The organism is Stenotrophomonas maltophilia (assembly GCF_006970445.1).
Taxonomy (GTDB): domain Bacteria; phylum Pseudomonadota; class Gammaproteobacteria; order Xanthomonadales; family Xanthomonadaceae; genus Stenotrophomonas; species Stenotrophomonas maltophilia_AU.
On sequence record NZ_CP033877.1, the window covers coordinates 56717 to 68674 of the forward strand.

Here is an 11958-nt window from a genome sequence, read left to right on the forward strand (position 1 = left end):
CCGGGGAGTCCGAGTGCATGAGCGTGGCGGTGCGAGGAAGGTCTGCGCGTGGATGGGGGCTGGCGGCCATGCTGCTGCTGGCCGTGGCGGCGTGCCGCGAGTCTGCCAACGATCCGGCCCGGCCGGCGGCCGAGCCGGTGGCTGCGGTACAGGCGATGGCGTTGCGCCTGGCCGAGGATGATCTGGTCGGCTACGCAAAGCTGTCGGTGCCGCCGGGCCAGTACCAGCGCCTGCAGCAGGCCTGGGCGGAGGGCCACAGCCAGTGGCCGCTGACCGAACTGCCGCTGGGTGACCAGCTGCTACCGATGCTGGCCGCGCTGCGCAAGCCTGATGCCAGCACCGAACTGCAGCGCAGCTTCGATCGCCAGCTGGCCGGCCAGGCCAGCGCCGTGCGCCAGGCTGCGCAGTCGATGGGCAACTTCGGCGTGCAGTACCTGCGCCACCAGAAGGGCTACACGGCGGGCCAGCAGGCCCACTACATCGCCCTGGTCGAGACCTTGGCGGTTTGGGCGCAGGGCGCCCCGATCAGCGACCGCGCACGTGCCCGCAGCACCATCGCCGCGCTGGTCGGTGCCGCCAACAAGGTCGGTTTCGATGACGAAGCCGGCCTGCAGGCCGCCGGCATGGAAGGCAGCCTGCAGCAGCTGGCGCCGTTCATCCACACCCTCAAGGCAGTGCTCGGCAGTTACGGGCTGGGCGTGGACGACGCGCTGCGCAGCGTGCGTGGCGAGCTGCTCTCGGTGGAGGGCGACAATGCGCTGGTGCGCCTGCACTACGACCTGGCCGGCCGCGAGATGACCCTGCAGCTGCCGCTGAGCCGGCGCGAGGGCCACTGGTACCTGACCCGCACCCTGGCCGACACCGACGCGCTGCTGCGCAAGGCCGACGCGGCCCGCGCTGCTGCGTCGCCAGCACCGGCTGAAGCCCCCGCCGAGGGTGGGGAAGCGGCAACGCCGCCGCCTAAGCCATAATGGCGCCGATGTCGAAACAGAACCCGCTGCCGTTCCCCGGCGAAGAATCCCAGTCGACGCCCGCCGATACGGTGCCGGCGTCCCCCTCGACCGGTACCGGCCCGAACCCGGTTCCGCCGCCCGCGCACGCGCGTCCGGCTGGCCGCCGCCCGCTGTGGGCACGGTTGCTGGGCCGCCTGGTCGAGCCGTGGCTGTCGCTGAAGATCGAGCCGGAAGACCCGGGCCAGTACAACGATGGCCGCCCGGTCATGTACGTGCTGGAAGACTACGGCCTGTCCAACGCACTGATCCTGGACAAGGCCTGCCGCCAGGCCGGCCTGCCGTCGCCGCTGGTGCCGCTGGCCGGTGACCCGACCGGCCGCAAGCGCGCCTACCTGGCGCTGTCGCGGCGCAGCTCCAGCAACTCGCTGATCCCTGAGCAGCGCGGCGCCAAGACCCATTCCGATTCGCTGGCCAAGGTCCTGCAGGCGCACCGCGTGCGCGATGACCTGGACGTGCACCTGGTGCCGGTGTCGATCTTCGTCGGCCGCGCGCCGGACAAGCAGAGCGGCTGGTTCGCGGTGCTGTTTTCGGAAAACTGGGCGCTGGTCGGCCGCTTCCGCCGCCTGCTGGCGGTGCTGCTGAACGGCCGCAGCACCATTGTCCGCTTCGCCCCGCCGATCTCGCTGCGCAGCACCGTGGACGAAGGCCTGGAGCCGGAACGCACGGTGCGCAAGCTGCAGCGCGTGCTGCGTACGCACTTCCGCCGCATCCGTGAATCGGTGATCGGTCCTGACCTGTCGACCCGGCGCCTGCTGGTGGACCAGGTGCTGGCCGCCGAGCCGGTGCGCGAAGCGATCGCCTCGCAGGCCAAGCGTGACAACTCGAAGCCGGCCGATGCCTGGAAGAAGGCGCACGCCTACGCCTGGGAAATCGCCGCGGACTATTCCAGCCCGGTGGTGCGCTCGGCCAGCTTCATGCTCAGCCATGTGTGGAACCGCATCTATGCGGGCGTGCTGGTGCACCACCTGGACAAGTTCAAGGCTGCCGCGCCGGGCCACGAAGTGGTCTACGTGCCCAGCCACCGCAGCCACATGGACTACCTGCTGCTGTCCTACCTGTTGTACGACCGTGGCATCGTGCCGCCGCACATCGTGGCCGGCATCAACCTGAACCTGCCGGTGGTCGGCACCCTGCTGCGCAAGGGCGGTGCGTTCTTCATTCGGCGCTCGATCCGCGGCAACGCGCTGTACTCGGCGGTGCTCAGTGAATACGTCGCGCAGCTGGTGGCCGGTGGCTATTCGCTGGAGTACTTCGTCGAAGGCGGCCGCTCGCGTACCGGGCGCCTGCTGCAGCCCAAGGGCGGCATGATCTCGATGACGCTGCGTGCGTTCCTGCGCCAGCCGCGCAAGCCGGTGCTGTTCCAGCCCATCTACATCGGCTACGAGAAGCTGATGGAAGGCGGCAGCTACCTGGACGAACTGTCCGGCCGGCCGAAGGAAAAGGAATCGATCTGGTCGCTGCTGTGGGGCATTCCCAAGGTGCTCAAGCAGAACTACGGCCAGGTGGTGGTGAACTTCGGCGAGCCGATCGCGCTGAACGACGTGCTGGCCGAGAAAGCGCCGGAATGGAAGGGCGAGGCGGTGTCCGAGGACGAGAAGCCGGCCTGGCTGTCGACCACGGTGGATACGCTGGCCGAACGCATCCAGGTGCGCATCAACGGCGCCGCCGACGTCAACCCGATCAACCTGCTGGCGCTGGCCCTGCTGTCCACGCCGAAGCACGCGATGGGCGAGGCCGACCTGATCGCGCAGATCGAGCTGTGCAAGACCCTGCTGGTCGAGATGCCGTATTCGGACCGGGTGACGGTGACCCCGCACTCGCCGGAGCGGATCATCGCCCATGCCGAGGAAATCAACGTCCTCACCCGCATCAAGCACCCGCTGGGCGATGTGCTCAGCGTCAGCGGCGACACCGCGGTGCTGCTCAGCTACTTCCGCAACAACGTGGTGCACCTGTTCACCGCCTCGTCGTGGGTGGCCTGCTGCTTCCAGAACAACCGCCGCATGAGCCGTACCGGCCTGGTCCAGCTGGGCCGTACCGTGTACCCGTTCCTGCAGGCCGAACTGTTCCTGCCGTGGAGCGAGGACGAGTTCGCCCAGCGCATCGACCGGACTATCGACGTGTTCGTGCGCGAGGGCCTGCTGCAGAACGTCAATGATGACGACGGCGGCATCCTGGCACGCAACACCGGGCAGACCGACGAGGTGTTCCGCCTGCGTGCGATCGGCCATTCGCTGCAGCAGGCGTTCGAGCGCTACTACATCGCCATTTCGGTGCTGGTGAAGAACGGCCCGGGCGTGCTCGGCGCCGCCGAGCTGGAAAGCCTCTGCCAGCAGGCCGCGCAGCGGCTGAGCCTGCTGTACGCGCCGGCCGCACCGGAGTTCTTCGACAAGTCCCTGTTCCGCGGCTTCATCCAGAAGCTGCGCGAACTGCGCCTGGTGTGGCCGGACGAAAACAGCAAGCTGCTGTTCGACGAACGCCTGGATGCCTGGGCCAAGGATGCCAAGTTCATCCTCGGCCGCGAGCTGCGCCACACCATCGAACGGGTGAGCCCGGAAGCGGCTCGTCCGGACGAGCCTGCGCCGCAGGATTGAAGGTAGCGCCGGGTCCTGCCCGGCGAACGGCATGCCAACCAAGGTTGGCATCTACCGGGGGCGAAGCAGTAGATCCACGCCATGCGTAGATGGGCCACCGCTCAGGCCGGCTCGTCGGGAATCTGCAGGCTTTCCAGCTTGGCGATGCAGTCCTTCAGCTGCAGCTTGCGCCGCTTCAGCCGCTTGGACTCCAGCTCGTCCTCACCGTTGGCGGCCATGCGGGTGATCTGTTCATCCAGCAGGCGGTGCTCGGCACGCAGGGCGGCGAGGTGTTCGACGATCTCGGCGGGGCTGTAGGTGTCCACAGCCTCCGAGCATACACAGCGATGATGACTGCCGGGAGAGGGAAACCCCGACACGGGGCCCAGGCTGCCGCAAGCCGTTAGAATGGACCGATGACCGCCGTGATTTCCCTGCCCGATCCTTCGCAGCGCGCTTCGCGTGGTCCGCGCGTGGCCGGACCGGGGCTGGACAGGCTGGGCAGGCGCCTGCGCCGCCAGGTCGGCCAGGCCATCTCCGACTTCGGCATGATCGAAGCGGGCGACAAGGTCATGGTCTGCCTGTCCGGCGGCAAGGACAGCTACACCCTGCTGGACCTGCTGCTGCAGCTGCAGAAGAAGGCGCCGGTGCCGTTCGAACTGGTCGCGGTGAACCTGGACCAGAAGCAGCCCGGTTTCCCGGAGCATGTCCTGCCGGAGTACCTGGCCGCGCTGGGTGTGCCGTACCAGATCATCGAGCAGGACACCTATTCGGTGGTCAGCCGGGTCATCCCGGAAGGCCGCACGATGTGTTCGCTGTGCTCGCGGCTGCGCCGGGGGGCGCTGTACAACCACGCCAAGGCGCATGGCTTCACCCGGATCGCGCTGGGCCATCATTGCGACGACATGGTGGCTACGTTGTTCATGAACCTGTTCCACCATGCCAGGCTGGCGGCCATGCCACCGAAGCTGCTCAGCGACGATGGCCAGCACGTGGTGATCCGCCCGCTGGCGTATGTGCGCGAGCACGATATCGCCGAGTACGCGCAGGCCCGCCGTTTCCCGATCATTCCCTGCACCCTGTGTGGCAGCCAGGAAAACCTGCAGCGTCGGCAGGTTGGCCTGATGCTCAAGCAGTGGGACCAGGACCATCCGGGCCGCATCGAACAGATCGCACGCGCCATGGCCGATGTGCGGCCAGCGCAACTGGCCGATGCCACGCTGTTCGATTTCAGGGCCCTGGGCCGCAGCGGGCATGCGGCGCATGCCGATGCCTGGCTGGCCGACGCAGCCCCCGAGACGCCTGCCGTTTAAGGTCGGGCGCCCTTCTACTTCAGACACCGGAATTCCATGTTCTTTCGCAACCTGACGTTCTTCCGTTTCCCGACCACCACCGATTTTTCCGAAGTCGACACCCTGCTGCCGCACGCCCTGCTGAAGCCGGTCGGCGCACTGGAAATGAATTCGCGCGGCTTCATCTCGCCGTTCGGCCGCGAAGAGAAGGAACTGCTGTCCCACCGTATCGCCGAGCACCTGTGGCTGACCGTGGGCGGCGAGGACAAGATCCTGCCGGCGGCCGTGGTCAACGACCTGCTCGAGCGCAAGCTGGAGGAGATCGAGGAGAAGGAAGGCCGCCGCCCGGGTGGCCGCGAGCGCAAGCGCATGAAGGACGACCTGCTGCATGAACTGCTGCCGCGCGCCTTCGTGAAGTCCTCGCGCAACGATGCCTTCATCGACCTGCAGCACGGTTACGTGGCGGTGGATACCTCCAGCCGCAAGACCGGCGAGTACTTCATGTCCGACATCCGCGGCCTGCTTGGCAGCTTCCCGGCGATGCCGCTGAACGCCGAAGTCGCGCCGCGCTCGATCCTGACCGGCTGGATCGCCGGCGAGCCGCTGCCGACCGGGCTGAGCCTGGGCGAAGAGTGCGAGATGAAGGATCCGGTCGAAGGCGGTGCGGTGGTCAAGTGCCAGCACCAGGAACTGCGCTGCGACGAGATCGACAAGCACCTGGACGCCGGCAAGCAGGTGACCAAGCTGGCGCTGATCTTCGAGGACAACCTATCCTTCGTGATCGGCGACGACCTGATCGTGCGCAAGCTGAAGTTCCTCGACGGTGCCCTGGACCAGCTGGAGCATGCCGACGAAGACGGCCGCCGCGCCGAGTTCGATGCCCGCTTCGCCCTGCAGAGCGCCGAGATCCGCCGCCTGTTCCTGTTGCTGGAAGAAGCCTTCAAGCTCAGCAAGGCTGACTGAACAGGCAGCCCGACGGCCGCCGGTCATCCGGCGGCCCGAAGCGGCGCTATGCTGGGCGCATGAGCCGTCTGCTGCGCCGCCTGATCAGCCCGACCCCGCCCGCTACCGTGCAGCGCGACACCGTTCGCCTGCGCCTGGAGGATGCCGAGATCGAGGTGCTGCGCGTGCGCGATCCGCGTGCGCGCCGGATCAAGCTGAGCGTGGACGAGCGTGGCGCACGACTGACCCTGCCGCTGCGGGCCAGCCTGGTGATGGGCGAGCGTTTCCTGGAGCAGCACCGCGACTGGCTGGCGCTGCAGCTGCGCCAGTATCAGGGCCAGGGCCTGCCGGCCCCGCTGCAGCCCGGCGAAGACGGCGTGCTGCCATTGCGTGGCGAACTGTTGCCGCTGCGCTGGCAGGAAGGCCGCTACGCGCGGCTGGAGATCGATGAACACGGCGCCTGCGTGCAGTGGCCGACCCGGGGCGGCGATGCCACCCTGCGGCGCCTGCTGCGCGAGTTCTACGAAGCCCAGACCCGCGCCGACGTCGGCCGCTGGTTGCCGAAGTACCTGCCCTCCCTGCCACGCGCACCCAGCCGCCTGCGGCTGAAGGTGATGTCCTCGCAGTGGGGCTCGCTGGCGCCGGACGGCAGCATGGCACTGGACCTGGCCCTGGTGCTGGGTCGTTCGGAAGCGTTCGAGTACGTGCTGGTGCACGAACTCTGCCACCTGATCCAGCCGAACCACTCGCCCGCGTTCTGGCATGAAGTGGAACAACGCTTTCCTGCCTGGCGCGAACAGCGCGACTACTTCCAGCTCGAAGGGCGCAGACTCAAGGCCATGCTCCGGCAACTGCTGTAGCGCCAGCGCTACAGCAGTTGCCCACGCATTCTTCCTCTACCCCCGCCTTCGGCGCGCCCCTTCAACAGAAGGGGCTTTCCTCCAGACCGTGTGCTGAGCAGTCGAGCAAGCTCGACGCTACAGAGTGAAGAACAACAACTCCGCGGAATGGGAGCGCGCCGCAGAGCGCGCGCAGCGCGCGACCCGCTCCTGCTCTTCCTTCTTTCTTCCGTGGTGGGCACACCGGAATCTGTCGAAGGACGGGCGGGTGGGCCATGCAGGGGCGTTGGCGCCATCAAGCTTACAGGGACGTACTTGCAGCGTCCCCTGCATGGCTCACCCGCCCGGCCAAGCACGGCTTTGCCGTCGGATGCCACCCACCACGAGGGGCTCAGCTGTTGGCCGAAACCCTCACCCCGCCCGCAACGCCGCCGCCGCCGCCCACCGTGCCGCCACCCGCGGTGCCGTGATGCACACCGCCTGGTCGGTCACCGTTGTCACCGCGCGCTCCAGCAGCTGGATATCCGCCTCGTGCTGGCGCGCCACATGCGGGTCCTCGAAGAAGATCGCGCGCTGGCAGCGTCCCTCCAGCACCCGGTCGGCAATCTGCGCATCACCGCCCATCGGGCCGCTCTGGTAACGCGTCACCCACGGTGTATCACTGGGCCAACCCCGGCTCCAGGCCAGCTCGTTCAAGCGCTGGCCGGTGGTACCGGTGGCAACGCGCTGGCCAAACCGAGCCAGCACGTCGAAGTGTTCATCGGCAAAGGCCAGCATCGCCGGCTTCATCGCATCATGCGCGATCAGTGCCAGTGTCTGTTCCTGGAAGGCATGCAGATCGTCGGCACCGGGATCGGCAGCCCGTCCGGCGTGGATGCGTTCCACCTCGATCCAGTCACGCGCGGTGGCCACGGTTGAAATGAACGGCTTGCCGTGGATGACGCACTGCCGCTTGAGCGCGGTTGCCTCCGGAAACACCGAGGAAGGATCGACCGGGTCGATCAGGTAGATCGCACCGTCCAGTGTCCGCTCCGGCCCCATGCCGACCACTTCGGCCACCAGCTTCATCAGGCCACCCTCGCGTCCGTAGGGATACCGGTGCAGGCCACCGTAGCCGGCCAGGAATCCCTGCCGTTCGATCGCATCGTGGGTGCGCCCGACCGCATGCAGTGACACCCCCAGTTCACGCAGGCCTGCCTCGCTGGCACGCAGCCAACGGAACAGCGCGGCGCGCGCATCGTGGTGATGGAGACGGTTGGCGGCCAGGCCGATACGCATCGAGCGCTCCGTAGGGACGGGTAGATGCGGCAGTGTATGTCGGCATTCGCCGATGCGGATGCTTTTCCAATTTTTCTCATTGTCGCGGAAGCCTGCCTCGCTAGCGTGGCTGTCAGCGGTACCGCTGCGCGGCCGTGGTTCCTGCCCGCGAAATGAGGACGTCTACCGTGAATGTCGCCGGCCGCCGTGCCGTCGCCGCTGTCATGGCATCGCTGCTGCTGCCCGGCATCGCCGCCGCGTCCGGCTGCGCGAGTCCCCCGCAGGTGGCATGGCGCTCCGATCGGCCGCCGTTGTCATACGGCGTGCAGGGCGAGCTTGCGGGCCTGGCCGCGAACTATCTGCCGCTGTTGGGCATGCAGGCGGTACAGCATGCGCAGCCGTTGCCCGCTGCGACGCTCGCCGATGGCTCGCTGCCGGCCGGCACCCAGGTGCTGCTGGGCTGGCCGCGCGCGCAGCTGCCGGCCGGCTGGGTGTCCAGCAGGGCCTACCTGGAAGTGCCACAGGTGATCGTGCGGCGCGAGGGCGCAGCGGCGGTGCTGGGGCTGGAGGGCCTGCGTGGCCGCAGCGTGGCCAGCCCGGACCGGCTGCCACTGGACGCGTTGCTGGCCGAACAGGCCCCGGGTGCACAGCTGCTGGCACCGACGCCGCTGGACCACGCGCTGTCACTGCTGCGCGCCGGGCTGGTCGATGCCGTGGTCGCCAATCTCGCTGAAGTCGAAGCCGCGCTCCGCGCGGAGCCGGGTGACCCCCTGGCGATCGCAGCCCCCGCTGGCTTCGGCGATGCGCTGGTGGTGGCAGCCGTGCCGGCCTGTGCCGAGGTGGTCGCTGCCTTCGATCGGCAGCTGATGCAGGAGAGCGAGGCACGTCGCGCGTCGGACCGCAGCGCCTGGCTGCCGGACCTGCCGCGCGCGCGGCTCACCGACTCGGCATTGCGTTGGCTGGTGCCGGTGTCGCTGATCCTGCTTGCGCTGGTGCTGCTGCATGCCTTCGGCTACTGGCGTGTGCATCGCGAGAGCGTGCGTCGCCGGGTGCTGGAGCAGCGGTTGCACGAAGTCACCGCGAACCTGCCGGCGGTGGTCTACCAGGCGCGCCGTTCGGCAACCGGCCACTACAGCCTGGCGCAGATCGCCGGCGACATGCAGGCATTGTTCGGGGTAGGTAAGGAGGCCGCGCGGATCGACCATCTGCAGCTGCTGGCGGCCGTGCATGCCGATGATCGCAGCCGGGTGATGGCGAGCATCGAAGCGGCTGCACTCGTGCGCGGTCCGATCGACGTTACCTTCCGTACCCGGTCGGCGCAGGGCTGGCGCTGAGTCCGTTCGCAGGGGCGACCCCTGCAGTGCGATGACAGCAGCGTGGAGTGGAGCGGCTACTGGATGGATGTCAGCGAAGCGCAGGTGCGTGCGGCGGCGCTGGCCGATGCGCGCCGTGCGGCCGAGCAGGCGGCGCTGGCCAAGAGCCATTTCCTGGCGACCATGAGCCACGAGATCCGCACACCGATGAGCACCCTGCTGGGCATGCTGGAGCGGCTGGCTGGCAGTGACCTGGACGCGGGCCAGCGGCAGGTGCTGACCACCGTGGGTGAGGCCGCGCAGATGCTGCGGCAGATCCTCGACGATGTGCTGCACAGCCAGCGCCTGCAGCCGGCGCCACTGCAGCTGCGGCCGATCGACCTGGCGGCGCTGGTGCGCGCGGTGCAGCAGCTGTTGATGCCCGTTGCGGCCAGCCGCGGCCTGCACCTGCACAGCGAGATCGACCCGACGTTGCAGGCCTGGTCGCTGGCCGATGGGCTGCGCCTGCGGCAGGTCCTGTTCAACCTGGCCGGCAATGCACTCAAATTCACCCTGCAGGGAAGCGTGGTGTTGCAGGCCCACGTGCTGCAGCAGCGCGATGGCGGCCAGCGGTTGCGCCTGCAGGTGACCGATACGGGCGTGGGCATCAGCGTGGAGCGGCAGCAGGCGGTGTTCGCCGCCTACGAACAGGCTGAGACCTCGACCACGCGCCGCTTCGGTGGCAGTGGCCTGGGCCTGTCGATCTGCCGCGAGCTGGCGGCATCGATGGGCGGGCACCTGCACCTGCGCAGCGTGCCCGGCAAGGGCACCGCTGTATGGTTGGAGCTGGATCTGGCGGGCTGTGCGGCACCCAGGGCGGCACCGGCGCTCACAATGGCCACGCAACGCGCGCTGCCGCCAGCGCGGTTGCTGGTTGTTGAAGACCATCCGACCAACCTGCAGTTGCTGGAGCAACGCCTGTGCGAGCTGGGGCTGCAGGTGCACGCCTGTAGCGACGGGCTGCAGGCATGGGAGGCCTGGCAGGCGCAGCCGTTCGACCTGGTGATCACCGACTGCCATATGCCGCACATGGACGGCTTCGCGCTGGCACGTGCGATCCGCAGCGATACCTGCGCTGCCCGTGCGCTGGTGCCGATCATCGCGCTGACCGCCAGCGTGCTGGAGCGCACGCGCGAGGCCTGCCGTGAGGCGGGCATCGACCATTTCCTGGCCAAGCCGGTAGAGGCGCGCGAACTGCGCGCGCTGCTGGAAGCGCTGCTGCTGCCGGACTCAGTGCGCCAGTAGGCGGACGATGCTGGCCGCGGCATCGCGGCCTTCGGCCACGGCAGTCACCACCAGATCGGCACCGCGTACCGCGTCGCCACCGGCGAACAGGCGCGGATGCGCGGTCTGGAAGGGCAGGCGGTCCTTGCCACCTGCGAGGATGCGGCCGTTGGACTGGCCTTCCACGCCCAGCTCTGCCAGCCACGCCGGCACGCTCGGCGAGAAGCCGAAGGCGATGATCACCACATCCGCCTCGAGCAGCGATTCACTGCCTTCGATCGGCACGGCATTCTGGCGGCCATTGGCATCGGGCTCACCCAGCCGGGTTTCGACCACGGTCACGCCGATCACTTCATCGTCGGCGCCGGCTTCGATCGACAGCGGCTGGCGGTTGAACAGGAAGCGGACGCCTTCCTCGCGCGCATTGGCCACTTCGCGCGCGCTGCCGGGCATGTTGGCTTCGTCGCGGCGGTAGGCACAGGTGACCTTGGCCGCGCCCAGCCGCACCGCGCTGCGCACGCAATCCATGCCGGTATCGCCACCACCAAGTACCACCACGCGCTTGCCGTTGAGGTCGGGAAGGGCGATGGTGTCTTCCCAGCCGGCAATCGGCCGGCCCTTCGGATCGTCGCCGCCGACGATGCGGCTGTTCTGCACCAGGAATGGCAGTGCCGGCAGCACGCCCTTCAGGTCCTGGCCGTCGAGGCCACCATCGGTGTAGCGGTAGGCGCCGGTGCCGACGAACACCGCATCATGGGCATCCAGCAGCTGCTGCACGCTGAGGTCGCGGCCGATCTCCACGCCGAGGCGGAACTGCACGCCCATGCCCTCCAGCACTTCGCGGCGGCGATGGATCACATCCTTGTCCAGCTTGAAGCTGGGAATGCCGAACTGCAGCAGGCCGCCGATCTGTTCGTAGCGGTCGTAGACCACGGCGGCGATGCCAGCCCGGGCCAGGCGGTCGGCGCAGGCCAGGCCGGCCGGACCGGCGCCGATCACGGCCACGCTGCGGCCGCTGGGCTGCACTGCGCCCAGGTCCGGGCGCCAGCCGGTAGCCAGCGCGGTATCGACGATGTACTTCTCCACCGCACCGATGGTGACCGCACCGAATTCCTCCAGCGTGCAGCTGCCTTCGCACAGCCGATCCTGCGGGCAGACCCGGCCGCACACTTCCGGCAGCGGGTTGGTGCTGTGGCACAGCGTGGCGGCTTCGTGGATGCGGTTCTCCTGCACCAGCTGCAGCCATTGCGGAATGGCGTTGTGCACCGGGCACTTCCAACTGCAGTACGGGTTGCCGCAGTCCAGGCAGCGGCCGGCCTGGTACTGGGCGTCTTCCTTGCCGAACTTGCCGTACAGCTCGCCCCAGTCGCCGGACGTGCGCAGTTCCACCGGAATGCGCTGCGGCATGGTGCGGGGCAGGTCGAGGAACTGGAAGGCGTGCTTGCGGCTCATGGCGGGCTCTGGAA

Annotated in this window: 8 protein-coding genes and 1 pseudogene; 6 read left to right on the top strand and 3 right to left on the bottom strand. The window is 68.4% G+C overall.

Features of this window, described 5'->3' with window-relative positions; genetic code table 11:
- Nucleotides 1-17: 17 nt before the first annotated feature.
- Both EGM71_RS00260 and plsB read left to right on the top strand, forming a co-directional pair.
- The gene (locus tag EGM71_RS00260; RefSeq protein WP_188486947.1) at nt 18-971 is read left to right on the top strand and encodes a hypothetical protein; all 954 of its coding nucleotides are present in this window, start codon (nt 18-20) and stop codon (nt 969-971) included.
- The gene (plsB, locus tag EGM71_RS00265) at nt 971-3607 is read left to right on the top strand and encodes a glycerol-3-phosphate 1-O-acyltransferase PlsB (protein ID WP_188486949.1); all 2637 of its coding nucleotides are present in this window, start codon (nt 971-973) and stop codon (nt 3605-3607) included. The genes EGM71_RS00260 and plsB overlap by 1 nt, the downstream gene beginning before the upstream one ends.
- A 101-nt stretch (nt 3608-3708) precedes the next feature.
- Here plsB and EGM71_RS00270 read toward each other — a convergent pair whose 3' ends face one another.
- Nucleotides 3709-3912: a YdcH family protein gene (locus tag EGM71_RS00270; RefSeq protein WP_012509637.1), complete on the bottom strand. Its 204-nt coding sequence runs from the start codon at nt 3910-3912 to the stop codon at nt 3709-3711.
- 90 nt (nt 3913-4002) lie between these two features.
- On the opposite strand from EGM71_RS00270, the gene ttcA reads away from it, so the two are divergent.
- The 3 genes from ttcA to EGM71_RS00285 are packed head-to-tail and all read left to right on the top strand — an operon-like array spanning nt 4003 to nt 6680.
- Nucleotides 4003-4899, top strand: a complete 897-nt coding sequence (gene ttcA / locus EGM71_RS00275; RefSeq protein ID WP_188486951.1) for a tRNA 2-thiocytidine(32) synthetase TtcA — start codon at nt 4003-4005, stop codon at nt 4897-4899.
- 36 nt (nt 4900-4935) lie between these two features.
- Nucleotides 4936-5841, top strand: coding sequence for a recombination-associated protein RdgC (locus EGM71_RS00280; RefSeq protein ID WP_005411825.1), 906 nt, complete (start codon nt 4936-4938; stop codon nt 5839-5841).
- A gap of 59 nt (nt 5842-5900) precedes the next feature.
- Nucleotides 5901-6680, top strand: a complete 780-nt coding sequence (locus EGM71_RS00285; protein WP_188486953.1) for a M48 family metallopeptidase — start codon at nt 5901-5903, stop codon at nt 6678-6680.
- 390 nt (nt 6681-7070) lie between these two features.
- Here EGM71_RS00285 and EGM71_RS00290 read toward each other — a convergent pair whose 3' ends face one another.
- On the bottom strand, nt 7071-7937 hold the full coding sequence (locus EGM71_RS00290; RefSeq protein WP_188486955.1) for a methylglyoxal synthase: 867 nt from the start codon (nt 7935-7937) through the stop codon (nt 7071-7073).
- Between the two features lie 167 nt (nt 7938-8104).
- Here EGM71_RS00290 and EGM71_RS00295 point away from each other — a divergent pair.
- Nucleotides 8105-10513, top strand: a pseudogene (locus tag EGM71_RS00295) (ATP-binding protein).
- On the opposite strand, the gene EGM71_RS00300 reads toward EGM71_RS00295, so the two are convergent.
- A complete protein-coding gene (locus tag EGM71_RS00300) occupies nt 10499-11944 on the bottom strand; it encodes an FAD-dependent oxidoreductase (protein ID WP_188486963.1) in 1446 nt (481 codons plus the stop codon). The pseudogene EGM71_RS00295 and the gene EGM71_RS00300 overlap by 15 nt on opposite strands.
- Nucleotides 11945-11958 lie beyond the last annotated feature (14 nt).